Genomic DNA, 24,340 nt, shown 5'->3' on the forward strand with positions numbered 1-24,340 from the left:
GCTATTGCTGAAAATGCCACCCGCCCAAAAGTTAAAAAAATGTTAATTTTTACCAGAATCATCAAAAAGTATTGTATGATGTATGCAATTTATAATAGCAAGGAAAATATTAATATGACTACAGCCACTAAAGTTAAGGCTTATGCGGCTTTAAATTCCGGTGAAAAATTGCAACCTTGGGAATATGAACCAGAACCTCTACAGGTTGATGAAGTAGAAATTCGAGTCACTCACAACGGCTTGTGTCATACGGATCTTCACATGAGGGATAATGATTGGAATGTCAGTCAATATCCCCTGGTTCCCGGTCATGAAGTGGTTGGAGAAGTTACAGAAGTTGGGGAAAAAGTGACTTCTCTACATAAAGGCGATCGCATAGGGGTTGGCTGGATTAGAAATTCCTGTAGGTCTTGCGACCATTGCTTACAAGGAGAAGAAAATATCTGTCGCGAGGGCTACACAGGTCTGATTGTAGGTCATCATGGGGGATTTGCTGACCGCCTACGGGTTCCCGCAGATTTTACCTATAAAATACCCGATGCTTTAGACTCCGCCAGCGCCGCCCCCCTATTATGTGCCGGAATTACCGTTTATAGCCCCTTGCGGACCTATATAAAACACCCGGGGATGAAAGTTGGGGTGATGGGAATTGGCGGACTCGGACACTTAGCGATTAAGTTTGCTAGGGCTATGGGGGCTGAAGTTACGGCGTTTTCTACTTCCCTAAATAAACAAGAACAAGCTAAGGAATTTGGCGCTCATAACTTCCAACAATGGGGGACGGCTGAAGAAATGAAGGCGATCGCCGGAAGTTTTGATCTAGTGCTTTCTACTATCTCTTCAGAAACTGATTGGGATGCGGCTTTTAGCTTGTTAGCTAATAACGGGGTTTTGTGTTTTGTGGGTATCCCAGTTTCGACTTTAAATATACCCCTAATTCCTTTGATTTTTGGTCAAAAAGCTGTGGTGGGTAGCGTTGTCGGCGGTCGGCGGTTTATGGCGGAAATGCTGGAGTTTGCAGCCGTGAATCAGATTAAACCGATGATTGAAACTATGCCATTAAGTCAAATCAATGAAGCTATGGATAAGGTAGCCGCTAATCAAGCCCGCTATCGGATTGTTTTACTAGCTGATTAGCCAATAGTTGCAATCACGGCTAGATTTACCAGGTTATAGCGCCAAGATACTTGCTGAGAATTTTGGCGCTAATTTCTACTGAAAATTTGTCGGGGAACTGGTGGCGGATAATTTGGCGATCGCATCAATTATTCCCAGGGAAAAAGCATAACCGGGGGGACAGGGTAATTCATCTGTGGAAAGGGGTAGTGATTCCCCTACCGTTGATAATAATGGCGGTTCTGTCGTCGTTTGGATGCTTTCACAATAGTTAACTCTCGTGATATAATCAGAGGGGGTTTTCCGAAAACTAGGCAGACTAAAAGTTCCCAAATCTGTCGGGTCTTTAGGTTGCCAATTTTGTTGGCGTTGGTTATCCGCATCTGAGATTTTACCCCCCCATAAAACCGCTACATAACCATAACTATCACTTTGGCGAGGAATCGCGGCTATTTGTACTCCATGATTATTAATAACTTGTACCTCAAAATAATGGCTAGGTATGGCAATTAATTGTGAGAGTTGGTCGATAAATTTTCCCGTGTCTAAATAGGCTGCATTTTGCAGATTAATATAAGTAGATAATGATTGAATTGCCTCTAAATTACTGGGGCGAATAATCGGTTCATTTCGTGAGGTAGTGGGTTCAATCTTTGATGATTGTTGGGTGGTTTTTAACACAGAAAACAGGGCTATAGATGCAGCGATCGCACTCCCAAACCACAAATACCTACCATAGACATTTTTCGCTTTTCGAGGCTGATTGAGGTCTTTTAATGCCGCTGAAGCTGATGTATAACGGTTACTTAGACCTGGCGAAATTAGACCATCTAAAACTTCCGCTAATTGAGAACTAACCGCATTTTCCCCCAGCCAATCTCGCCATACCCAATGATTATCACCATCCACCAAATTAAACGGTGATGTATTCGTTAATAAATAAATACAGGTCACACCTAAACTATACAGGTCACTGGCAAAAACCGCTTTTCCTCGTAATTGTTCTGGGGCGACAAATTCCGCAGTTCCGATGCTAGTTCCCGTTTTAGCCAGGTTAGTTCCCGTGTGGAGTTTACTCGCCCCAAAGTCTACTAAAAAGAGAAGTTTATCGCTTTGTCTACGGATAATATTAGCGGGTTTAACATCCCGATGAATTAGGTTTCTGGCGTGTAGATATTGTAAAATCGGTAAAATTTGATTGAGGATATCTCGGATTTTGCTTTCCCCAAATACCCCCCTTTCCGCTAATTCTTGTTCTAAGGTTTCTCCCGGAATGAACTCTTGGATAATATACTGTTGTTCATCTATGGAAAAATATGCCAAAAATTTGGGAATTTGGGGATGGTTAAGCACCTGTAAACTTTGGGCTTCTCGACGGAAGAGGCGAGAGGATACTTTAGCATCATTAGTCAGAAGGGTGAAAAATTGTTTAATCGCACAGGGAGGGTGATTAGTTTCGCTTTCATCTATACCTAAATAGGTTCTTCCAAACCCCCCAGACCCAATTTCTCTCAATCCTCGATAGCGATCGCCTAACTTTAATGACTGACCGCAGCGTTCACAGGATACAATATCCTTGGGGTTTTCGTGGCGACAGGCGGGATTAAAACAAAGACTCATAGTTTTTCCCTGGGACATAGTTATCCCTTAACTCTAACACAGATGCTAAGACTATGAGATAATCAACTGTTGATGATTATAATGTCCGTCTGATGAATACAAGCGATAAAATCAAACCCGACTGGGCTGGTGGTGATTTCCTCTCCCAATTTGTGAATCTTCTCATCCAAACTAAGCCAATTTTCAACCTCATGAAATATCAGGCTAGGCGGGTGTTAATTAAAACCGCCGAAAAGAAAGGCATTCCCTGGCGAGAAACTTATCAGCAACTCGAAGGGTCTGGCGTAACAGCCTTACTCCCAGAAATCACTGATACCACAGTAGTTTACCCCGACTATTATCAAGTTCCCTTTCATGCTTATGATGAAGGAAATCTTTGCTGGAAAGCTGCTTTTGAGGCGGAGTCTGCTACCTATTCAATGGCTTTGCGAGTATGGCCAAAAGAGGATTTATCATGGCTAACAGCCCAGGAAAGGTTGCGGCACAGTTTTCATCAGGTTTTAGAAAACTATAGCCCTAACCCAGTTCATGATATTTTAGATATAGGTTGTTCCGTGGGAATTTCTACCCAGGCTTTACATAGTTATTATCAACACAGACAAGAAACCTCAATCCGAACAGTAGGCTTAGATTTATCTCCCTATATGTTATCGGTGGCAAAAATGCGGGATACTCAAGGAAAAATTAGTGAGTGGAAACACGCTAACGCTGAGAATACGGGTTTTCCTGATGATTCTTTTGATGTGGTAACTTTGCAATTTGTGATTCATGAATTACCGCGAACAGCCACGCGGAAGATATTTAAAGAAGCCTTACGAATTTTGCGATCGCATGGTGTGTTAGCCATAGTTGATAATAACCCCAAATCCGCCGTCATTCAAAATCTGCCACCCGTGCTATTTACCTTAATGAAAAGTACAGAACCCTGGACGGATGATTACTATACCTTTGATGTAGAAACCGCCTTATCTGAATGTGGATTGAACTATCAAACCACCATCGAAACTGACCCTCGTCATCGAACTATTATTGCCATCAAACCTTGATTTAAAAAATAGGGCGCTATTGCGCCCAAGTGAAAATCGGCGTTTTTCTAGTTAGGACTTATTGCCAAAAACCTGTTTGCGTAAAGCGTTAACTTCCTGTACTAATTCCTGGCGGGTGGAGGCTTTCAGCAAGTAACGGTAGACAAACCAAGCCGCATATCCCATGCCAATCAACTCAAAAGTGGGAGCTACCAAGGGAATATCATTGAGGGCATCAACTACCGCAAATAACACCTTAATTGTGACCACTGCCACCACAATTAACAGGATAGTAACAATAGGTTTTTGATACTCTCCAAAAAACTTGGAAACATAACCTGGTAGTTCCGACAAAAAGACAACTACTTTCTCTTTGATTTCTTCAAATTGTTCTTTATTCGGTCCCTGGTCTGGTGTGGGTGTCATAGTTCCTCCTTCGGGGGAAGCTGTGGTGGGGTTGGCACTTTTGGTAGGTTCTACCATGTTAAATCTCCTTCGACTTAATACAAGATTATCGCTATTGACACTCCCAGCCCTAACAGGACGGGGATTCTTGGGTCTTCGGGGAGCGAACGCTTAACCCCTCACCAAGCATCTTCACCGCGTGTCCCACGGCTGCAAGTCCACGCCTTGAAGTTGAGTTTTTCGGCGAATATCACCCCTACCCTATCACAGAGACGGTCCGCTAGTTTCCAGAAGAAATACCGCCTGGTATTGCAGATCTATTCCTGCAATTGAGTCACTTTCATAGATCACCCTTGCGCCGGGCTAGGTTTCAGGCCCAATTATCCGGTAAACCGCATTTTTCCAGGGTGTCCCTATCCTGCAATAGTTCTTTAGTGGGTCGATCTACTTGAATTTTGCCATCTCCCAAAATTAGCGATCGCTCTGTTACTCGGCTTACCCATTGTAGATCGTGGGAAGCAATCAATAGGACTTCGATAGGTAAATTAACCAAAATTTCCGCTAAGTTACGCCGCCACCACGGGTCTAGCCCATTGGTCGGCTCATCTAAAATCAAAATGGTAGGATTTAGGGCTAGAATGGCTGCTAAGGTGGCTAAACGTTTCTGACCCCCTGATAGTTCATGGACAGACCGATGAGCCAATTTAGCTAAACCAAATTGGGCTAATAATTGATGGGCGATTTCTGAGGCTTGCTCATTACTAACCCCATAATTACAGGGACCGAACATGACATCCTCAAAAATGGTCGGCATAAATAGCTGGTCGTTAGGGTCTTGGAAACCAAAACCTATCTGGCGGCGTATCTGTCGCAGGCTTGACGGTTCTACCAAGGTTCCCTGAATCCAAATCTTGCCACTGTTAGGAGTTTTTAAGCCAATTAGGGTTTCCATCAGTGTACTTTTACCCGTCCCCGTTGGTCCGAGAAGCCCTAGACGTTCTCCTGGGTTCAAGCTAAAGGAAATTTCCCGCCAAATTGGCTTTTCCCCAGCATAGCTAAATGTCAGATTCTCAACTCTTATGCTACAATCAGATTCCCAATGCGATCGCTTCATCAAAACGCCGTTTATCTTCAAGATGGTCTTGGGGAATTCATAATTCACAGCGGAACCCACCCCTACCCAATTATTAATTATAGCCGGGTTTCTACCGCAGAAGTCAAGAAACCCGGTTTCTCAAAGAAACCGGGTTTCTAACCAGTGATTATTCGCCGTGGGGCGGGTTTATTAAGATGGTCGTGGGGAATCCATAATTTACAGCGGAGGCGCGCCCCTACCTAATTATTTATTAGAAGTCAAGAAACCCGGTTTCTCAAAGAAACCGGGTTTCTAACCAGTAATGATTATTCGCCGTGGGGCGGGTTTATTAAGATGGTCGTGGGGAATTCATAATTCACAGCGGAGGCGCGCCCCTACCTAATTATTTATTAGAAGTCAAGAAACCCGGTTTCTCAAAGAAACCGGGTTTCTAACCAGTAATGATTATTCGCCGTGGGGCGGGTTTATTAAGATGGTCGTGGGGAATTCATAATTCACAGCGGAGGCGCGCCCCTACCTAATTATTTATTAGAAGTCAAGAAACCCGGTTTCTCAAAGAAACCGGGTTTCTAACCAGTGATTATTATTCGCCGTGGGGCGGGTTTATTAAGATGGTCGTGGGGAATTCATAATTCACAGCCGAACCCGCCCCTACCTAATTATTTATTATAGCCGGGTTTCTACCGCAGAAGTCAAGAAACCCGGTTTCTCAAAGAAACCGGGTTTCTTAAGATGGTCGTCAGCCCTTCATAATTATTAATTATTAATTATTAATTATTAATTATGATTGGATTCCCTCCTGCATAGTTTGCAACCATTGAATCAGACAATCGAGCTGCTTACTAGGAGGTAAGGCCCCCAAGCCACGAATCTTTACCTGTTTGCGACCGTAGATAAAGCGAGGCTGTAAATGTTCAGGTAAATTCTGCTTTAATAAATTCCAGGCGGGTTCTTCCATAGGTGTTTCTAAAACAATATTCTGCTTAGAATCATCCGGTCTAATGCGAGCAAACCCCAACTTTTTAGCGATTTGTTTTAACTCCATTACCCGGAGTAACTGTTGGGCTGGTGCGGGAATTTTACCATAGCGATCGCTCCAATCTTCCTCAATTCTACTTAACTCTTCCGAATCCTGACAAGATGCCACCGCCCGATAAGCACTCATTTTTTGATCTAAATCTGTGATATAATCTGATGGGATGAATGCCGTCAAAATCAGATCCACCTGAGTATCATCGACCTGGGGAATTTCCTGTCCGCGTACCTCTTGGATAGCTTCCTGTAGCATTTCGGTATATAAATCAAAACCGATCGCATTCATTTGACCCGACTGTTGAGCGCCCAAAATATCCCCAGCGCCGCGAATTTCCAAATCTCGCATCGCCAATTGATAACCAGACCCCAACTGGGTAAACTCCTTAATCGCCCTCAGTCGCTTAACTGCATCTTCTGTTAAAGCCGCCTGTCCGTCACCTTTAACCGGATAAAATAGCCAAGCGTGGGCTTGAACTCCCGCCCTCCCCACACGACCGCGCAACTGATACAATTGTCCTAGCCCGAATTTATGGGCATCCTCGACCAGAATAGTATTAACACGGGGGATATCTAAGCCCGACTCAATAATGGTCGTACAGACGAGAATATCAGCCTCTCCGGCGCTAAAAGTGAGCATGATCGACTCTAACTCTCCAGCTTCCATTTGACCATGAGCGATCGCCAATCTAGCACTAGGGACCATTTCTCTAATCGCCGCCGACTTCTCCTCAATACCCTCAATGCGGGGAACCACATAAAACACCTGTCCTCCCCGATCTAGTTCCTGACAAATCGCCGCCCTAATAGTTTCCTGGTTTAATGGTCCTAAATGGGTTTGAATTGGGCGACGAGAGGGTGGTGGGGTTGTAATTAAACTCATTTCTCGAATACCTGATAACGCCATATACAGCGTCCTGGGAATGGGAGTCGCCGTCAGAGTCAAAACATCCACATGAGTTTTTAGGGCTTTAATTTTCTCTTTTTGATTCACCCCAAACCGCTGTTCTTCATCCACTACCAACAGTCCCAAATCCCGAAATTTAATATGTTTAGATAACACCGAATGCGTACCCACAATAATATCTATTTCTCCGGTCGTTAACTTTTGTTGAATCAACTTTTTTTCACTAGCGCTACGGAAGCGATTAAGCAATCCAATTTCAATGGGATAAGGCGCAAAACGTTCTTTTAGTGTGTGATAATGTTGTTGGGTGAGAATCGTTGTGGGGGCGAGAAATGCCACTTGTTTCCCCGCCGTAACTGCTTTAAAAATCGCCCTAATTGCTACTTCCGTTTTCCCAAAACCGACATCTCCACACACCAGACGATCCATAGGGCGATCGCTTTCCATATCCCGTTTCACATCTTGGCTACATTTCAGTTGGTCGGGAGTCGGTTGATAGGGAAAAGAATCTTCCATTTCCTGCTGCCAAGGTGTATCATCGGGATAGCTAAATCCAGTTTTTTGGGAACGTTCGGCGTAAAGTTTCAGCAAATCAACCGCCAATTTTTTAATGGACTTACCCACTTTTTCCCGACTTTTTTCCCAGGCTTTACCCGTCAACTTATTGAGTTGGGGAACCTTCGACTCTGACCGCCTTAGACGGGATAAAGTTCCCACCTGATCCGCCGCCACTCTTAGGGTTCCATCTGCATATTGTAACACTAAATAATCGCGGATTTCTTGATTAATAGTCAGGCTTTCCAACTTCACAAATTTACCGATTCCATGTTGGCGGTGAACCACATAATCTCCCGGTTGTAGTCGATTCGGATCTACCTGTTTGGAGGCGGCGCGGCGGCGTTTGCGGATATAACCAGAAGTAGCTAAAGCGTGTTGACCATAAAACTCTCTGTCCGTGATAATAACTAAACGGAAGGTGGGGAGAATAAACCCTTCTAATTCGGCTAGTCCCGTATATTTTAAAGCAATGGGGGTATTACGGATTAATGAGTCTATGGCTGGATAGTCGCGGGGGTTGGGTATAAATTTAGATGGGCAATCATGTTCCGATAACAAAGCCACTGAGCGGCTAGGTTGGGCGGAAATTAGAAAGACTGTAAATTGGCGATCGCGTTGTTGGCGAATCACCTCGGCAATTTTTCCGAATTGGTGGGGAGTCACCGGGACGGGACGACTGGCTAAGTTTATCGATGCCGTGGAAGCCTGAATAAGAGGGGATTTATAATCAGCCAGTTCACTGAGATACAGCCTATCAAAACGATTTTCAACCGTCGCTAGGGACTCCCGGAAGCATTGATGAATTGCCGGAATTTCCACAGATATCCCTTCTGCTGTTACCAGCTTACCTTGTTCATTTTGCCACTGTTCATCGATATGTTCAAACCAGCGATCGCCATGACCTGCACATTGGTCAGGTTCATCAATTACCGCTAAAGTTAATTCCGGTAGATAATCAATTAAAGAAGCTGGCTTGTGATATGCTAATCCTAACAGATGAGATAGTCCGGTTTTCGTCTCCGATATCTGAGCCGATTTGAGAGTTTCTAGGGTCTCCGTAGATAGGGATAAATTCGCTTCGATAATCGGAGCAAAATTCGTCGGCGTGAGAATTAGTTGCTCAACCCGATCAAGCGATCGCTGTGTCACCGGGTCCAGTTCCCTAATTCTTTCTAACTCATCCCCAAACCATTCCAGACGCACCGGAAGTTCTGAAGCCACCGGGAACACATCTACAATATCTCCCCGGCGACTCCACTGCCCCTCAGTTTCCACCACTGCCACCCGTTGATATCCCAACTGGGCGAGTTTTTCGTCTATGGTTTTTCCTTCCCAGGTCATCCCCAACTTCAGGGTTAGACAATAACTCTGGAAGTCACTCACCGGAGGGAGATGAGGTTGTAAAGACCTCTCTGTAGCTACCACCGCCACCGGGTCTGCTTTCCCTGTGTTTCTTGCCACTAAGTCCGCTAATACCTGCATCTGTCCCCAGACCATCTCTTCGCTATAACTGGGTTCATAGGGGGATGCTTCCGAGGTCGGGTAAAAGTGTACCGTCTGCCACCCCATCACCTCTAGCTGGGCTGACCACCTACCAGCCTCTTCCAAAGTAGCTGTTATCACCAATAGGTTTAACCCAGCTTCCTGGGCTAAAGCTGAAGCCGTCAGTCCTTTGGGAACACGGGGAAGACCGTTAAGGTGAAGGGCTTGCTGTTGGTTCAGTTTAGTCAGAAGTTCAGCCGTCAGAGGCGATCGCCCCAAGGCCCGAACTACAGCAGAAAAGGTCATAAGTTAGCCGACTGACAACGAAATATTTTTATATTCTATAACCTTTGGGCTATTTTGACGGCAACTTCTCTGATTTCCCCCACTTACCCTGATTGCCTATTTATCAACTCCACATCATCCGCCCATTTCCCTTCTGCCTTTTGATTACACTATTATCAAGTATTTATACTCCCAAACCATGCCCCTCCCTATTCCCAGTTATCCATCAGAGATAGGTATGGACAATATCCGTCGGGACTGCTATCCTATTAATCATGCGAGGAAGTAAATTCATAAGGCTTCATGAAAAAATTATTACCATCTGTAAAATTACCGCCCTTACGGCAAATTTTACTCCTACTGTGTTGCTGGACAATTGTACCGTTCTTCTTAGTAGAAGTAATCATGATTGTCTCCGAACCCTATTTATTTCGCGGACTCTATCAATACGACCCTGATATGGGGTTTAAAATTCGCGGTCATGCTAACGGTAATAATCAATTTGGCTTCAATGACCGAGACTATCCCCTCCAACCAGATCCTGATATATTTCGGATGCTCATTCTCAGCGACTCTTTTAATTGGGCTGGTGGTCAACAAGGCAACTATACCGCTTTATTAGAAAACCAATTTCGGGAACATTACGGACAGCATCAAGTCGATGTCATTAATGCTGGATATCCCGGAACCCATACCGCCGAACAACTAGCCTTATTGAAAAAATATGGATTGCAGTATAATCCCCATTTAGTCGTCTTGGGTTTTTTTGTGGGGAATGATTTTCTTGATGCTGACCCCTATCGAAAACGAATTATTGTTAACGACCTTTACATTGATATTGACCGCCGTCAGGAGTTAATAATATTTGGCTATCCGATTATTCCTAAATCACGACTCTTATTGTTTATTCAACAAAAATATAAAATCTTTCGAGAAGCCGCTAGGTCTCAACAGTCCCATCAACTCTCCCAGAGTCAGTTAGTGGCGACTACCGAGGCGATCGCCTTAGACGAACCCGAAACATCCCCAGGTATTCTGTCCCTGGAGAAATTTCTGGATGTAGAACGTGGTCGGATGAGTTTCTGCAATATCGAGAAGCTACAAAATGGCGATCGTGATGCTAACATTAACTATATCTTGGATAGCATCTCAGAAATGAATGCCATTCTCCAAGCCAGGAACATTAAGTTTATCGTGGCTATCTATCCCGACGAATACCAGGTTAACGACCACTTGTTAAATCAACTCCAGTCTACCTTTTACCTAAACTTAGATGATTATGACATTACCTGTCAGCAAAATATCCTCATCTCACATTTGGAGTCAAACAACATTCCCTATATTGACCTCACTCCTAGATTTAGAGTAGAACAACAAAACCGCCATCTCTATCTATTCCAAGAACCCCATTGGAACTCCCACGGAAACAAACTGGCTAAAGATATCTTGTTTGAACACTTAGTTAAAATTACCGACTCCGTATTCGCACCCGAGGAAAAATGAACCAAGAAAAGTTAAAAATTTCCCAAAAATTACCGATAAAAGCCATTGTTAATAACCCAGTTTGTAAATTTTTTAGCCAAACCTTAATTATCGCGGGAATTACATTTCTGCTAACCGAGGCTACCTTCAGGATTTATCACAGAATTAATCCCACATTTGTTTTCTATAACCGTTCATATAATCGTTGGCGAGGAAGACCCCACGCCCAAGATTTTGACTTTCAACTAAACTCCCATGGCTTTAAAGATGTGGAATTTACACAAGCAAAACCGGAGGGTATTTATCGAATGTTGGGAATTGGTGATTCCTTCGCCTTTGGAATAGTTCCCTATCACTATAATTATTTAACCTTGATTGAGAAACAGCTAAACAGCCAAGATAAAAATATCGAAGTGATCAATATGGGAATTCCTGGCTTAGGACCCGCCGCCTATTTGGCTTTATTGATTAATGAAGGGTTAGTGCTTAATCCTGATAAAATACTCCTATCCTTTTATATTGGTAATGATTTTATCGACAATCACCTAACTTCCCTCGATAGAAATAAGGAAACCTTCTATACCGTCGCCTTTTTACAATCTTTGATTAAACTCCAAACTCAGTTTGAAGGGACTGTCTATAACCCCAATAACCTCGAATATAAAGACGACCACCCCACCTTAACTGATGAGTCCTATCTTGAACAGGTTTCTAACCTAAGTCGTATGTTTGATATTAGGACAAGGGACGGCATTTTCCTAGGGTTTTTTGAAGACGCTATGGCGGATATTCGCCGCATTAAGGAGATTTGCGATTATCGAAATATTGACCTAACCATTGTGATTATTCCTACCGAGGTACAAGTCAATAAACAACTACAATCCCAAGTTATTGATATCCTCAAGCCTGATGACCCCCAAGGTTTGGATTTTGAGCACCCTAACCGCCTCCTACGCGATCGCCTTTCTCAATACAATATCAACTATATCGACTTATTAGATGATTTTAGGCAGGTTTCCCAAACCACCCGACTCTACCGACCTAATGACAGCCACTGGAATATCGCCGGAAACGCATTGGCCGCGGAATTAATTACCAAACATCTACTTACTCACCACTTCAACTCTGACGGGGATTAGCATAAATGTGGAATTTTGTCAAGCCCCCTAATTTTGGCCTAAAAAATACTCGTGCATCGCGGCGAAATCTTCTCGAGTCTCTATTCCCGAAATTGGTCAATGTCACTACGGCTTTACTGGCTTTGGGTTCCTATAATCTCTCTTGTAGCTGACATAACCCACACCAAGAGGAGCATAACCTATAGATTCCACTCTATCATTAACATTGGGGCTTGTCAAGTACCGATTCTCTCGTCAGATTTTCTGCGATAATGAGAACCATTATCATCCCAAAATTTACAGATTGATTTAATGTTTGTATCTAAAACCATGTTTAGATAATCCTAGATTATGTTTTATAGTCAGAAACCGGGAATTTTTGTGATTGACGATATTGTAGTGATATTCTATAACTCAGGGATTCAATAAAAGTCAGCACCCCCGGCTGAAGCACGGGGGCTTCGTGCCCCCCTTTCAGGTAGCTGACCAGCTATAGCCTTAACTGGCTCCGTTCAGAGCAAGAGTTAAAGTTCCTACCCTGGAATGCGTGCTAGTTCCAGGCTCATGAACCGAATCGTTAAACATCTCTAAGGGGTTAAGGACGTGCGATTTGGATAGTACCGACTCTGAACATTGGCGAAGCAAACATTACCCCGCAAGGGAGTCGGAGCCAACCATAGCTCCATGGAGGGGCAACCATACCCCTCCACCCCGCAAAGGGGTGCTGGCGGCGGTCATCCGCTTGAGTCGGTTTTCCTCTCCGTGATCAATCACGGAGCTTCCAACCCTCCCAGGAGTTTTACGTGAATTATTACTAATAATCTACATGAGTTGTAATTACTGCTCTAAAAACTGTTCAGGTAAAACGTCTAGCTCACCGAGACATTGGTGGAAGTGGTGGAGACCGAAAAGCGATCGCCATTTCTCGGCGGTGTCAAATAAGCCTACAGTCGCCCTAGTGGGTTCTCCGAATGTGGGAAAAAGCGTATTATTTAATGCCCTAACTAGCCATTATGCCACAGTTTCCAACTATCCGGGAACCACCGTAGATATTTCCACAGGAGACATGATAATTGGAGACAAAGCGATCGCCATTATAGACACCCCAGGGATGTATTCTCTCTTACCCATTACCGAAGAAGAAAAAGTCGGTCGAGACCTATTGATGACTAGGGGGATAGATTTGGTCATTCATGTAGTAAATGCCCAACATTTAGGGAGAATGCTAAACCTAACCCTACAATTACTAGAAGCCGGATTACCAGTTTTATTAGCAGTTAATCTGATTGACGAAGCCGACCATCTTGGTATTAAAATCAATGCTGAAGACTTAGAGGAAAAGCTAGGTATTCCCGTAGTGTTAATGGCTGCAGCCCATAATATTGGAGTTCAAGAATTAAAAACCAAGGTAGTAGATTATGTTGAGTCCAGTAGTGTATCCTCCGACCATAGAAATAGCGATCGCTCACATCGAATCTCTGTTATTGAAAGATAATAGTCTCCCCTCCTATACCCTCTCCCATAGAAGTTTAGCCCTACTAATTTTGCAGCGAGATCCCCAATTTTTGGAGACCATAAAAACCAGCCCCTATCGGGAAGAATACGATCTGGCTATTATGGAAGCCCAGGTCAGTCTTGATGTTCCTATTAGTCGTGCGATCGCCATTACCCGACAAGAAAAAGCCGGGAATATTGAAAAAGAAGTCTTAACCGAATCAGCCTCCGACACCTCAGACCTAGCCGAAAAATTGCACCAGATTACAGTTAATCCGATTACCGGGTTTCCTCTACTTTTAATCATCCTATATTTCGGCGTTTATAAATTTGTCGGTGAGTTTGGCGCGGGGACTCTAGTAGACCTAATTGAAGGCGGTTTTGAAACCTATATTAATCCCAGGGTAGATGCTTTCGTAGCCGCCGTAATTCCCCTAGAGATATTCCAGGATTTATTGGCTAATGATTATGGTATTATTACTCTAGGAGTTCGTTATGCGATCGCTATTGTCTTACCCGTAGTAGGGACTTATTTTCTCATGTTTTCCTTATTAGAAGATAGTGGATATTTACCCCGGCTATCTCTCATGCTAGATCAGTTATTTAAGATAATAGGCTTATCAGGAAGGGCGGTAATTCCCATGGTATTAGGCTTAGGATGTGATACTATGGCAACTGTCGTCACTCGCACCCTAGAAACTCGTCGGGAGAGGATGATTACCATTTTTCTCCTCGCCCTAGCTGTTCCCTGTGCCGCCCAGTGGGGCGTGATTTTAGGACTACTTTCCATGAAACCAACAGCCCTATTAATTTGGGGGGGATTTATCCTCTCCGTTTTTCTAATAGTCGGCGCATTAACTTCTCGGATTATTCCCGGAAATAGATCCGAATTTTATATGGAAGTTCCCCCTTTGAGAATACCCAAGTTACAGAATATCCTCATCAAAACCTATCTGCGTATGAAGGGATATTTTTGGGAAATAGTCCCCCTATTTATTTGGGTTTCCGTGTTTATTTGGATTGGTCATTTAACCGGAGTCTTTAACTGGTTGGTTGGTTTATTGGAACCCATTACTTTAGCCTTGGGACTACCTCGAGAAGTCGCACCTATTTTCCTCTATGGTTTCTTTCGTCGTGATTATGGCGCGGCGGGACTTTTTGATTTAACTCAAACTGGTATATTAACAGGTAATCAATTAGTAGTTACCGCCATAGTTTTGACTCTGTTTCTCCCCTGTGTGGCGCAGTTTCAGGTAATGGTTAAAGAACAAGGTTTGAAAATTACTCTGATTATGGTAGCATTGATTATACCTTTTGCTTTTACCATGGGATATGGTGCGAATTTTTTACTGGACCTGGTTGGGGTGAATTTTTAATGATTTCTCTCGTGAGTTTGGATCTGAGGGTAGATGCGATCGTTGTCGAGATTAAAACCCAACAGGACACTATCCTACATAAACTCTTTGCTATGGGAGTTATGCCAGGAGTACCTCTATTTTTAGAGCAACGTTTTCCCTCCTATGTTATCAAAATCGGACGTTCACGGGTCGCTTTAGATACCGAAACAGCTAAAACTATTTTTGTCGAGGTTAAAGCATCACCCTAAACCTATGTCAGTTCATCTTCTCAACCCTCACAGGTCCGAGACTCTCCCTCAAATAGAAAGTCACCAGTTGGGAGAGTTACCCTCATATCACCTACCCACATAGGAGTTTCCCCGTTGACTTGAAAAGGTCGCGGTTTTCCGAAGTGGGAAGTTGGGAGAGTCTCCCTCAAACGGAAAGTCACCAGTCGGGAGAGTTACTCTCATATCACCTACCCACATAAGAGTTTTCAGCTTGACTTGAAAAGGTCGCGGTTTTCCGAAGTGGGAAGTCGGGGAAGTCTGTCAAATATCACCTACCCACATAGGAGTTTTCAGCTTGACTTGAAAAGGTCGCGGTTTGGTGAAGTCGTAATTGGGGAGAGTCTCCCTCAAACAGAAAGTCGGAAGTTGGGGAAGTCGGTAAAATATAACCTACCCACATAGGAGTTTTCAGCTTGACTTGAAAAGGTCGCGGTTTGGTGAAGTCGGAAGTTGGGAGAGTTTTCCTCAAACAGAAAGTCGGAAGTTGGGGAAGTCGGTAAAATATAACCTACCCACATAGGAGTTTTCAGCTTGACTTGAAAAGGTCGCGGTTTGGTGAAGTCGGAAGTTGGGAGAGTTTTCCTCAAACAGAAAGTCGGAAGTTGGGGAAGTCGGTAAAATATAACCTACCCACATAGGAGTTTCCCCGTTGACTTGAAAAGGTCGCGGTTTTTAGAAGTCGGAAGTTGGGAGAGTATCGGTAAAAGAGAAAGTCGATAATTGGGAGAGTCAACTATCGACTATTAATCATTAACTGTTTAGGGGGATGATAGATTATGATTGGGAGTCAGGACGTACTAACCATTTAGAGATTTGATTCATAGCCCCGATTAGTAACGCACCCGCCATCAATAGACCGATCGCCGGTGTGAAAACAGGTTCCCAGAGTTGATACCAAAGTTCTAATCCCAGGTTAACCCCCATAGATTTACCCAAAACAGCGATCGCCAACCATAGGAAACTCAATAACACCAAAAACACATCAGCTACCAAAAGGCGGTTCAACCAGAGAATAACTTGTTCTTTCATGTTCGGATTCTGCTAAAATATTTATCTAAATAGTCATTCTAGGCAATCTGTGTCAATATGGTTCGCTACACCCTCCCCCAAAGTCCAGAAATTATCCTGTCTGTCCGGGGTAAAGACTCCCCTAAAGCCCGTGACCAGGCTATGGATAAACTTATGGAACTTATGGATGATGGAAAATTACCCACTGAGTTGGAAGATGGCTTTGGTCCAGAGCAGTTTGTGGAGGTTAAGGAAACCTCTATGGCAACTACTGGAGAAGAAGATGCTGTCACGGAAGCTGTCCAGACCCTTAGCAACCTCGCTTCACTCAAGTTAAAAATGATGGAGTCTCGCGAAGAAGCCCTAAAAGCACGTGACCAAATTGATATCCTCTTTAGTGACCAAACTACCACCATGGAAGAAATTACTGACCTCAAAGAAGGGTTTAAGGCTTTGAAAAATTTTGCGGTCGCTAACCTTCGCTACCGGGAAGCGCGCAGCCATGCTGAGGCTGCTAGAATGGTTTTAGATGAAGCCCTAAAGTCTTCTGACAGCCACTCCCCCCCTCAAACCGATACCCCCAACGACAAGAAAAAAAACTGAGACTACATTGATTTACCGCGTCAGAAGTCAGATCTAAATTAATTCATAATTCAGAATTTGTGACTAACAATGATTACCTCAAGTCATCAAAAAAGTGATATAATTGTTATAGGTGGTGGTATTATTGGGTTATCTGTGGCGATCGCTCTCCAATGGCGAGGCGCAACTGTCACCGTCTGTAGCCGCAATACTCAAGAGGCGGCGGGATATGTGGCGGCGGGGATGTTAGCACCCCAGGCGGAAAGAATTCCCCCAAGTCCTCTGCTTGATTTAGCCCTCCGTAGTCGATCGCTTTATCAACCTTGGACTAGACAAATTCAAGACCTCACTGGCTTAGATACCGGTTATTGGCCTTGTGGTATTCTCGCCCCCGTTTACCAATATCCCCACCAAACACAACTACCACAAACTCCTGAAAGTCCCGCTATCTGGCTAGAAGCTGATCAGCTGATCACTCAACAACCCGGTTTAACTTCAGAAGTGGTTGGAGGATGGTGGTTTCCACAAGATGGTCAAGTTGACAACCGCCGCCTATTAATGCGATCGCTAATTCATGCCAGCCAACAATTAGGCATCCAAATTAGGGATGGTGTAGAAGTCCAAGAAATCGCCACCACCACTAATAAAATTAAGCAAATCAACACTAACCAAGGGGCGATCGTCGCTTCCCACTACATTCTCGCAGCCGGAGCTTGGTCAGGTCAAATCCTGCCTATCCCAGTATACCCCATAAAAGGTCAAATGTTATCACTGCGAGTCCCTAGTGATATTTCCCAACTACCCCTAAAACAGGTTCTATTTGGGTCTGGTATTTATATTGTACCTCGTCGTGATGGTTTAATCGTCCTGGGGGCTACCGCTGAAAATGTCGGCTTTCACAAGAGTCTCACCCCCAAAGGAATAAATACTCTCCTCTCAGAGGCTACCCGACTTTATCCCGGACTCGCAGAGTTTCCCATTGAGGAATTTTGGTCCGGTTTTCGCCCTACTACCCCCGACGAATTACCTATCTTGGGTAGGAGTCCCTTTGAGAATTTAACCCTAGCTACAGGTCATCACCGTAATGGTATTTTACTAGCCCCTATTACCGCTGAATTAATTGCTGATTTGGTATGCTATGACAAATCAGACCCTCTACTAGAATACTTCTGCTGGGATCGCTTTTCTAGCTAATTATGTGGTGGCTGTGTCAGTCCGTTTCCCTGGTTAAAGCTGAAAGCCGATTTTTGGTCCAGTGGGTCGCTGTCACTGTGGCTGGGTTTCTGGTCAGTTTGCTATGGATAGAAGTGGGAGAACGTCCTGATGTTAATTGGTTGGTCGGAGTTGTTGGTGGGTTGAGTGTTGGCGGCGCGCAATGGTTTGTCCTCCGTCACCATATTTCTTACCCCTGGCGTTGGATTTTCGTTAGTGCGATCGCTTGGTGTTTAATGGGGTTAACTCCTATGGGTGCTATGGGTTGGATGGCACCGCGGACCCTTAACCTGTTTCTCCGTCTGTTTTATGGGGTCATAGAAGGATTCAAGGTCGGTGTGGCGTTGGGACTGTTTCAATGGTGGGCTTTGCGAGAGTCCGTATTTTGGGGTCGTCGCTGGGTCGTCGCTAGTGTTGTGTGTTGGAGTGTGGGATTACCTATAGGGTGGCTATTAGGTGGCATTTTGCGACAGTTGACAGGCTTTTTCTTGGGAGATGTTATTGGTTTGACCCTCACCTGGACTATAGTTGCTGGTCTCACTGGAGTTGGTCTTATGCAACTGTTTTGGACTCAAGTCAGAATTAGGCAATAGATTGACCCCTCTGGGCTGCCCTAGCCAGTACAGCCATATATATGCGCCCACATTTTCCCATGATACTATTATAGGTCAAGTCGCATAATATGTCAATAGTAAATTTGGGAATTAATCAGAGAGAGACAGGAAGGGGTGGGAGGAGTTTTTGGGCATGAGTTAGATTAGTGACTAAGAGTCAAAAAGGCTGCACATTCAACATGGGAGGTTTGTGGGAAAAAATCGGCAGGTTGTACTTTGGTGAGTTGATAAATGCCGTTTTCGCAGAGTAGTTGTAAATCTCGTGCCAAAGTAACGGGACGACAACTGATATAAACAATGCGTTGAGGCTGTAGATTTAAGAGAGTTTGAATAACAGTGCGATCGCATCCTTGTCGGGGTGGATCTAGCACAACTATATCTGGCTGAAATGGTATTTCTGGCAAGAGTTTTTGGACGTTACCGACGCGAAACTCTACATGATTAATATCATTTAAATCAGCATTAGAAATAGCTTGTTCTACCGCCCCAGCTTGGGACTCCAAACCGATCGCCCTAATTTCTCCTGGGGGGAAATTCTGTCCTAATTGCTTGGCTAGGGGTAGAGTAAACGTGCCGATACCACAGTAAGCATCTACTAGAATTTCGTGACCCTGCAAATTCAACTCCGAGGAAATAGCTGATAACAGAGATTCCGCCGCTTCCGTATTGACTTGAAAGAAATTGTCCGAAGTCAAGCGCAACTTTAAATCAGCAAATATCTCATGTATATAAGGTTTGCCGATGAGACAATGGGTATTTTTGCCAAGGATAGCATTAGTGCGATCGCTATTGATATTAAGACAAACTCCTACCAATTGTGGATATTGCTGTAGCCAGATATCAGCCTGTTCTTTAAGTTGTGGTAAATTATTATCTTTGACTACAAGAGTGAGCAAAATTTCCCCTGTGCGCCGCCCTATGCGAAAAGAAAGATGGCGGATAGTGCCAGTGTGTTGTTGTTCATCATAAACCAGCCACCCGCGATTTTGGATATCCTGTTTAATGTTAGCCAATAAAGGATTGAGGCGCTGATCTTGCACCGGACACTGATTCAAATTAATTAACCGATGGCTGCCCTTTTGATAATATCCAGCTTGTACCTGACCTGTAGAAGATAATCGTAGGGGATAGGTAACTTTATTGCGATAGGCTAAAGATTGAGGGGAGGGCAAAACTGGGGCTACTGGTGGTTCTATAAATCCCCCCATTTTGGTTAACGCATTAACTACTAAACCCCTTTTGGCTTCTAGTTGGAAATCATAATCTATATGCTGCCACTGACAGCCCCCACATTTGTCAGCAACAATGCAATGGGGACGGATACGGGATGATGACGTTGTGATCAGTTTAAGTATTTTGGCTTCTGCGTATTTAGACTTAACCCGTGTGAGTCTGACCAAAGCGCGATCGCCTGGGACCGTATCTGGGACAAACACAACTCGGTCTTGATATCGTCCGACTCCGTTTCCGCCTTCTGCTAAATCTGTAATTGAGACTTCTATCTGTTGACCTTGCTGCCAAGTTGCCATACTTTTAAATCCGATAGTGTGAAATGAGCAGGTGAAAACCTCTGGGAGGCTTTTTCGTAGGATAAGCGTTTTTTCGGTTGGTGTCTGTAGCCCTCTGTAGTCCTGAATCGCTAAACTACTTAATGTTAGTGGTCTGAGAGCCATTAGGGGAAGCCTTATGGGAAAGCGCGAGTTAACGACTCCCTCAGACCGGGACAATCTGTTCATGATGCGATCGCCAGAATATATCAGTGGGTCAACCTGAATAATACTAGTAAGCATAAGCCGTACCGATAACCCCCAGCATTTAGACTAGGATCGGTATGAGGGGAAACTTTAATGTACCATTCTCAATAGGGGGGTAGGCTGTCAAGGCTATCTCGACCGGAAATTATTGTTTATCTGTTTGAAAAACGATGACTGTAGTAAGCCAAGTTATTCTCAAGGCCGACGATGAACTCCGTTACCCGACCACTGGGGAACTCAAGAATATTAGTGATTTCTTGAAAACTGGTGAGCAAAGGTTGCGGATTGTCGATACACTTACCGAAAACGAAAAAAAGATTGTTGACCGTGCTAGTGCACAACTGTGGAAGAAGCGCCCAGATTTTATTGCCCCCGGTGGTAATGCCGCTGGACAGCGGGAACGTTCCTTGTGTTTGCGGGACTATGGCTGGTATCTGCGTGTAATTACCTATGGCATTCTGTCTGGAGATAAAGATCCTATTGAAAGCATTGGCTTGATTGGGGTTAAGGAAATGTACAATTCTCTGGGTGTTCCTATGCCGGGAATGGTAGAGGCTATCCGTTGCCTCAAGGAAGCATCTCTGGCGCTTTTGGATGATGAAGATGCTAAGGAGGCAGCCCCTTACTTTGACTTTATTATCCAAGCTATGTCCTAACTAGGGATTGTTTGGGTTTTTAGCTATAGGCACAAACAGCCCCATGTCTAAAGGCTATTCTTGGGCGATCGCATCCCAGGGTCGGCATGGGGTTGATTTTGTTAATTATTTGGCTATGATGGGTCTGCCATCAGATCTTTAAAACTGAAGGAGTCGGTGTTAATGAGTATTAATAGAACAGAGATAAATTGGGAACACATCGGTCATGCTAACTATGTGGTCGCTATGGCTGCCATGGATGGTGCCCTTTATGCAATTACTCAAGATTATAAGTTGTGGATTAGGGTGGCTGTCCCTGGGGATATTAACTGGCAGGTGATTGGTCAGGCTAATCAGGCTGTCGCTATGGCTGCCGCTAATAATATGTTATTTGCTGCTACCCAAGATGGCTCCTTCTGGGTCCGTGAAGGGGTGGCTGAGGATATCAAGTGGGATAAGATTGGTCAGGCTGAGAAGGTGATAGCCATGACCGCCAGTGACGGTAATCTCTATGCTGTTACTTCGGATAATAAGTTATTGACTCGGGAGGTCAATACTCAGGATATTCCTTGGGTCGAGATTGGTCATGCTAATAATGTGGTGGGATTAACTGCTACGGGTGGAAAACTTTATGCTGCTACTTCTGACAATAATCTCTGGATGCGCGATACTGTCCACGAGGATTTGATCTGGCAGCAAATTGGTCATGCTAATAATGTGGTGGCTATGGCTGCTAGTGAAGGGAAATTGTTTGCTGCTACTTCTGATAATCGTTTATGGATACGTCCGTCTGAGGCTTCTTAACGGGATAATTGATCACCCGACTTTAGGGTGCGTCAGACCCCCGACTATGGCGATGAGAACCGGATAATTATCAACTGACGCACCTTCCCCCTTCCCCCTTCCCCCTTCCCCTGTAATTCCCCGGTGGGGTAGGGCGGGTTTATGGCTCTGGTCGTGGGGAATTGAGAATTGACAGCAGAGGCGCGCCCCTACAATTAATAATTAATTCGGAAATAGGGTTGACAGGTGGCGGGGAGTAGTGGTATTATATTGACATATTTATAAATAATTGGATATTTGCAAAAATAAAAAAAATGTCAATACTCCGATTATCTAATATAATACCACGATTCAGCGACAAAAGCAAGCAACCCCACCACAAAAATTTTTTCGCAACATTTCTTAATTTTTGTTTACAAAACTTAACATAGTGTGAGTTTTGAACAAGCGATCGCGAATTATGGGGATTATGGAGTGGCGGGTTATAATGGAGGTTTTTAAAAACGGAAATCCGACTAATAAACCCGCCGCCATTTAGGAGTAGCTAACCGCGATGAAAAGCCTAGGTATGGTGAGCGCCATTAACACGCAATACCTCTCCGGTGACATAACTACTAGCGACAGGAGAGAGTAAAAAAGCGACAGCCCAGGCGATATCTTCAGGTTCACCAAAACGCCGGAAAGGAATTTCTGCGGTAATTTTATCGCGGACTTTATCAGGGATTTTTTGAGTCATTTCGGTATTAATAAAACCGGGTGCGATCGCATTAGCGCGGACATTAAAACGAGCGCCTTCCCGTGCGATAGATTTCATCATCCCAATGACAGCAGCTTTAGTGGAAGCATAATTAGTTTGTCCAGCATTACCGCGATCGCCTGAGATAGAGCTAATAGCGACGATAGAGCCAGCATTCTGGTCATACATACCTTGAATAAAAGGCTGAATGGTATTTTTCACCCCTTTAAGGTTAACAGCAATAACCTGATCCCAATCTTCATCAGTCAACTTAGTAAAGAAATTATCGCGGGTAATACCAGCATTAGCGACGACACCATAAACAGTCCCCAACTTCTCGCCAATTTCCTTAGCAGCGGACTCCATACTGTCCAACTTAGTGACATCAGCTTTAAGCGCCAGTCCACCTGGGGGAGTTTCCCCGTCAATGACATCAATAGATGCAACTTTCGCGCCAAACTCGACCAATAACTTCACAATAGCCGCGCCGATACCCCGTGCGCCACCAGTGACAATAATCACCTTATCCTCAAGTCCTAAAGAAACCATTTATCCTCCTTAAAAAAACCGAAAAAACTACACACGCTCAATAGCAAAAGCCGTACCGCCACCAGTACCATGACACAAAGCGGCGAGACCCAAACTCTTATCATGTTGTTCCAAAGCATTAAGTAAAGTCACAACAATGCGGGAACCGGAAGCGCCAATAGGGTGTCCGAGAGCGATCGCCCCACCATTAACATTCAACTTATCTTGAGAGACCCCCAACATTTTATCAAATAACAAGGTACTAACAGCAAAAGCCTCGTTATTTTCAAACAAATCGAAATCATTAACCGACATTTTCAGGCGACCCAGTAATTTCTGAGTAGCGAAAATCGGCACTTCTGGAAACCGCCAACTTTCACCACCAGCCCAAGCGCCGCCCAGCACTTTAGCCAGAGGTTTCAAGCCATACTTTTGTACAGCAGCCTCACTAGCCAAAACAATCGCCGCCGCACCATCAGAAATTTGGGAACTATTCCCAGCAGTCAAGACCCCATCTTTCTGAAAAGCCGGACGCAACTTAGCCAAACTTTCCAAAGTAGTCTCAGCGCGGATACCCTCATCAGTATCAATCACCTGAGTTCCCTTACGGCTAGACACCTCAATGGGGGAGATTTCATTTTTAAACAATCCCTTTTCGGTAGCTTCCGCCGCGCGTTTTTGGGAGTAAAAAGCCACCTCGTCCAAAGCCTGACGACTGAAACCATGTTCAGCGGCCAAACGTTCAGTTTCATCCCCCATACCGTCTCCGGTAGTAGAGTCTGTCAAACCATCATAAAGCAGAATATCCATCAACTGCTCTGGGGCTCCCATAAGGAACTTATAACCCCACCTAGCGCGGTGAGACAAAAAGAACCCCGTTTGCGACATACACTCAGTCCCCCCTGTCAGCACTAGATCAGCCTCTCCAGCTTTAATAGTGTAGCAGCCATTGATGAGACTCATCATAGCAGAAGAACAAACCATATCAATGGCATATCCATCGACTGTAGCGGGTATACCTGCTTTCAAAGCGGCTTGACGGGGTATTAGTTGTCCGTGTCCTGCTCGCAACACATTTCCGAAAATATAAAGATCCAAGTTTTCACCGGAAACCCCAGCTTTCGCCAGTGCGGCTTTCATTGCATGAGCGCCTAGGTCAGCCGGAGAAAATCCAGATAACCCCCCCCCAAACCTACCTAGGGGGGTGCGTGTTGCGGAGACGATATAAACTTCTGTCATTA

General features: G+C 44.4%; 21 protein-coding genes. 12 read left to right on the forward strand and 9 right to left on the reverse strand.

Annotation, left to right across the window (positions count from 1 at the left end; genetic code table 11):
• Positions 1-39 precede the first annotated feature (39 nt).
• Positions 40-1,137, forward strand: a complete 1,098-nt coding sequence (locus XZ46_RS22165; protein WP_008054069.1) for an NAD(P)-dependent alcohol dehydrogenase — start codon at positions 40-42, stop codon at positions 1,135-1,137.
• Between the two features lie 75 nt (positions 1,138-1,212).
• Here XZ46_RS22165 and XZ46_RS22170 read toward each other — a convergent pair whose 3' ends face one another.
• The gene (locus XZ46_RS22170) at positions 1,213-2,736 is read right to left on the reverse strand and encodes a serine/threonine-protein kinase (protein ID WP_048895463.1); all 1,524 of its coding nucleotides are present in this window, start codon (positions 2,734-2,736) and stop codon (positions 1,213-1,215) included.
• A 92-nt stretch (positions 2,737-2,828) separates the two neighbouring features.
• On the opposite strand from XZ46_RS22170, the gene XZ46_RS22175 reads away from it, so the two are divergent.
• A complete protein-coding gene (locus tag XZ46_RS22175; RefSeq protein WP_006623621.1) occupies positions 2,829-3,782 on the forward strand; it encodes a class I SAM-dependent methyltransferase in 954 nt (317 codons plus the stop codon).
• Positions 3,783-3,833: 51 nt separating this feature from the next.
• Here the strand turns inward: XZ46_RS22175 and XZ46_RS22180 are convergent, their stop codons facing one another.
• From XZ46_RS22180 to mfd, 3 genes are all read right to left on the reverse strand, one after another.
• Positions 3,834-4,244 carry a CAAD domain-containing protein gene (locus XZ46_RS22180; protein ID WP_006623620.1) on the reverse strand — a complete coding sequence of 137 codons (411 nt, stop codon included), beginning with the start codon at positions 4,242-4,244 and terminating at the stop codon, positions 3,834-3,836.
• Positions 4,245-4,536: 292 nt separating this feature from the next.
• Positions 4,537-5,280, reverse strand: a complete 744-nt coding sequence (locus XZ46_RS22185; protein WP_006623619.1) for an energy-coupling factor ABC transporter ATP-binding protein — start codon at positions 5,278-5,280, stop codon at positions 4,537-4,539.
• Positions 5,281-6,043: 763 nt separating this feature from the next.
• Positions 6,044-9,547 (reverse strand): transcription-repair coupling factor, encoded by a 3,504-nt coding sequence (gene mfd, locus XZ46_RS22190; protein ID WP_008054073.1) that lies wholly within the window; start codon positions 9,545-9,547, stop codon positions 6,044-6,046.
• Positions 9,548-9,829: 282 nt separating this feature from the next.
• Between mfd and XZ46_RS22195 the strand changes: the two genes are divergently transcribed.
• From XZ46_RS22195 to XZ46_RS22215, 5 genes are all read left to right on the forward strand, one after another.
• A complete protein-coding gene (locus XZ46_RS22195) occupies positions 9,830-11,029 on the forward strand; it encodes an alginate O-acetyltransferase AlgX-related protein (RefSeq protein WP_008054074.1) in 1,200 nt (399 codons plus the stop codon).
• On the forward strand, positions 11,026-12,147 hold the full coding sequence (locus XZ46_RS22200) for an SGNH/GDSL hydrolase family protein (RefSeq protein ID WP_008054075.1): 1,122 nt from the start codon (positions 11,026-11,028) through the stop codon (positions 12,145-12,147). The genes XZ46_RS22195 and XZ46_RS22200 overlap by 4 nt, the downstream gene beginning before the upstream one ends.
• 805 nt (positions 12,148-12,952) lie before the next feature.
• Complete coding sequence (locus XZ46_RS22205; protein ID WP_006669496.1) at positions 12,953-13,621, forward strand: FeoB small GTPase domain-containing protein; 669 nt, start codon at positions 12,953-12,955, stop codon at positions 13,619-13,621.
• The gene (locus XZ46_RS22210) at positions 13,545-14,996 is read left to right on the forward strand and encodes a ferrous iron transporter B (protein WP_006669497.1); all 1,452 of its coding nucleotides are present in this window, start codon (positions 13,545-13,547) and stop codon (positions 14,994-14,996) included. The genes XZ46_RS22205 and XZ46_RS22210 overlap by 77 nt, the downstream gene beginning before the upstream one ends.
• Complete coding sequence (locus tag XZ46_RS22215) at positions 14,996-15,226, forward strand: FeoA family protein (protein ID WP_006623612.1); 231 nt, start codon at positions 14,996-14,998, stop codon at positions 15,224-15,226. Before XZ46_RS22210 ends, XZ46_RS22215 begins: the two co-directional genes overlap by 1 nt.
• A gap of 368 nt (positions 15,227-15,594) precedes the next feature.
• On the opposite strand, the gene XZ46_RS34720 is transcribed toward XZ46_RS22215, so the two are convergent.
• Together XZ46_RS34720 and XZ46_RS22220 are read right to left on the reverse strand one after the other, a co-directional pair.
• The gene (locus XZ46_RS34720) at positions 15,595-15,834 is read right to left on the reverse strand and encodes a hypothetical protein (RefSeq protein ID WP_071829383.1); all 240 of its coding nucleotides are present in this window, start codon (positions 15,832-15,834) and stop codon (positions 15,595-15,597) included.
• Between the two features lie 187 nt (positions 15,835-16,021).
• Complete coding sequence (locus XZ46_RS22220; protein WP_006623610.1) at positions 16,022-16,276, reverse strand: DUF8620 family protein; 255 nt, start codon at positions 16,274-16,276, stop codon at positions 16,022-16,024.
• A gap of 57 nt (positions 16,277-16,333) precedes the next feature.
• Here XZ46_RS22220 and XZ46_RS22225 point away from each other — a divergent pair, with 57 nt between their 5' ends.
• The 3 genes from XZ46_RS22225 to XZ46_RS22235 all read left to right on the forward strand — a co-directional run bounded on the left by XZ46_RS22225 (position 16,334) and on the right by XZ46_RS22235 (position 18,642).
• Positions 16,334-16,858, forward strand: a complete 525-nt coding sequence (locus XZ46_RS22225; protein ID WP_008054082.1) for a hypothetical protein — start codon at positions 16,334-16,336, stop codon at positions 16,856-16,858.
• A gap of 69 nt (positions 16,859-16,927) precedes the next feature.
• Positions 16,928-18,031, forward strand: a complete 1,104-nt coding sequence (thiO, locus tag XZ46_RS22230) for a glycine oxidase ThiO (RefSeq protein ID WP_006623608.1) — start codon at positions 16,928-16,930, stop codon at positions 18,029-18,031.
• Positions 18,032-18,033: 2 nt separating this feature from the next.
• Positions 18,034-18,642, forward strand: a complete 609-nt coding sequence (locus XZ46_RS22235; protein WP_008054084.1) for a hypothetical protein — start codon at positions 18,034-18,036, stop codon at positions 18,640-18,642.
• 164 nt (positions 18,643-18,806) lie between these two features.
• Here the strand turns inward: XZ46_RS22235 and rlmD are convergent, their stop codons facing one another.
• A complete protein-coding gene (rlmD, locus tag XZ46_RS22240) occupies positions 18,807-20,192 on the reverse strand; it encodes a 23S rRNA (uracil(1939)-C(5))-methyltransferase RlmD (protein WP_006623606.1) in 1,386 nt (461 codons plus the stop codon).
• A 395-nt stretch (positions 20,193-20,587) separates the two neighbouring features.
• Here rlmD and XZ46_RS22245 point away from each other — a divergent pair, with 395 nt between their 5' ends.
• The gene (locus XZ46_RS22245) at positions 20,588-21,073 is read left to right on the forward strand and encodes an allophycocyanin subunit alpha-B (protein ID WP_006616661.1); all 486 of its coding nucleotides are present in this window, start codon (positions 20,588-20,590) and stop codon (positions 21,071-21,073) included.
• A 162-nt stretch (positions 21,074-21,235) separates the two neighbouring features.
• Positions 21,236-21,856, forward strand: a complete 621-nt coding sequence (locus tag XZ46_RS22250) for a PQQ-binding-like beta-propeller repeat protein (RefSeq protein ID WP_008054089.1) — start codon at positions 21,236-21,238, stop codon at positions 21,854-21,856.
• A gap of 541 nt (positions 21,857-22,397) precedes the next feature.
• Here the strand turns inward: XZ46_RS22250 and phaB are convergent.
• Positions 22,398-23,120 carry an acetoacetyl-CoA reductase PhaB gene (phaB, locus tag XZ46_RS22255; protein WP_006623602.1) on the reverse strand — a complete coding sequence of 241 codons (723 nt, stop codon included), beginning with the start codon at positions 23,118-23,120 and terminating at the stop codon, positions 22,398-22,400.
• 27 nt (positions 23,121-23,147) lie between these two features.
• Positions 23,148-24,338, reverse strand: coding sequence for an acetyl-CoA acetyltransferase PhaA (gene phaA / locus XZ46_RS22260; RefSeq protein ID WP_008054090.1), 1,191 nt, complete (start codon positions 24,336-24,338; stop codon positions 23,148-23,150).
• Between the last annotated feature and the right edge of the window lie 2 nt (positions 24,339-24,340).

This window comes from Limnospira indica PCC 8005, from assembly GCF_000973065.1.
Classification (GTDB): domain Bacteria; phylum Cyanobacteriota; class Cyanobacteriia; order Cyanobacteriales; family Microcoleaceae; genus Limnospira; species Limnospira fusiformis.

What these genes read in the sequence shown, in the direction of transcription:
- XZ46_RS22200 (WP_008054075.1), top strand. Translation starts at nt 11,026, where the DNA reads ATGAACCAAGAAAAGTTAAAAATTTCCCAAAAATTACCGATAAAAGCC.
- XZ46_RS22175 (WP_006623621.1), top strand. Translation starts at nt 2,829, where the DNA reads ATGAATACAAGCGATAAAATCAAACCCGACTGGGCTGGTGGTGATTTC.
- XZ46_RS22215 (WP_006623612.1), top strand. Translation starts at nt 14,996, where the DNA reads ATGATTTCTCTCGTGAGTTTGGATCTGAGGGTAGATGCGATCGTTGTC.
- phaB (WP_006623602.1), bottom strand. Translation starts at nt 23,120, where the DNA reads ATGGTTTCTTTAGGACTTGAGGATAAGGTGATTATTGTCACTGGTGGC.
- XZ46_RS22170 (WP_048895463.1), bottom strand. Translation starts at nt 2,736, where the DNA reads ATGAGTCTTTGTTTTAATCCCGCCTGTCGCCACGAAAACCCCAAGGAT.
- rlmD (WP_006623606.1), bottom strand. Translation starts at nt 20,192, where the DNA reads ATGGCAACTTGGCAGCAAGGTCAACAGATAGAAGTCTCAATTACAGAT.
- XZ46_RS22210 (WP_006669497.1), top strand. Translation starts at nt 13,545, where the DNA reads ATGTTGAGTCCAGTAGTGTATCCTCCGACCATAGAAATAGCGATCGCT.
- XZ46_RS22205 (WP_006669496.1), top strand. Translation starts at nt 12,953, where the DNA reads ATGAGTTGTAATTACTGCTCTAAAAACTGTTCAGGTAAAACGTCTAGC.
- XZ46_RS22180 (WP_006623620.1), bottom strand. Translation starts at nt 4,244, where the DNA reads ATGGTAGAACCTACCAAAAGTGCCAACCCCACCACAGCTTCCCCCGAA.
- XZ46_RS22235 (WP_008054084.1), top strand. Translation starts at nt 18,034, where the DNA reads ATGTGGTGGCTGTGTCAGTCCGTTTCCCTGGTTAAAGCTGAAAGCCGA.
- phaA (WP_008054090.1), bottom strand. Translation starts at nt 24,338, where the DNA reads ATGACAGAAGTTTATATCGTCTCCGCAACACGCACCCCCCTAGGTAGG.
- XZ46_RS22185 (WP_006623619.1), bottom strand. Translation starts at nt 5,280, where the DNA reads ATGAAGCGATCGCATTGGGAATCTGATTGTAGCATAAGAGTTGAGAAT.
- XZ46_RS22195 (WP_008054074.1), top strand. Translation starts at nt 9,830, where the DNA reads ATGAAAAAATTATTACCATCTGTAAAATTACCGCCCTTACGGCAAATT.
- thiO (WP_006623608.1), top strand. Translation starts at nt 16,928, where the DNA reads ATGATTACCTCAAGTCATCAAAAAAGTGATATAATTGTTATAGGTGGT.
- XZ46_RS22220 (WP_006623610.1), bottom strand. Translation starts at nt 16,276, where the DNA reads ATGAAAGAACAAGTTATTCTCTGGTTGAACCGCCTTTTGGTAGCTGAT.
- XZ46_RS22165 (WP_008054069.1), top strand. Translation starts at nt 40, where the DNA reads ATGTTAATTTTTACCAGAATCATCAAAAAGTATTGTATGATGTATGCA.
- XZ46_RS22250 (WP_008054089.1), top strand. Translation starts at nt 21,236, where the DNA reads ATGAGTATTAATAGAACAGAGATAAATTGGGAACACATCGGTCATGCT.
- mfd (WP_008054073.1), bottom strand. Translation starts at nt 9,547, where the DNA reads ATGACCTTTTCTGCTGTAGTTCGGGCCTTGGGGCGATCGCCTCTGACG.
- XZ46_RS22245 (WP_006616661.1), top strand. Translation starts at nt 20,588, where the DNA reads ATGACTGTAGTAAGCCAAGTTATTCTCAAGGCCGACGATGAACTCCGT.
- XZ46_RS22225 (WP_008054082.1), top strand. Translation starts at nt 16,334, where the DNA reads ATGGTTCGCTACACCCTCCCCCAAAGTCCAGAAATTATCCTGTCTGTC.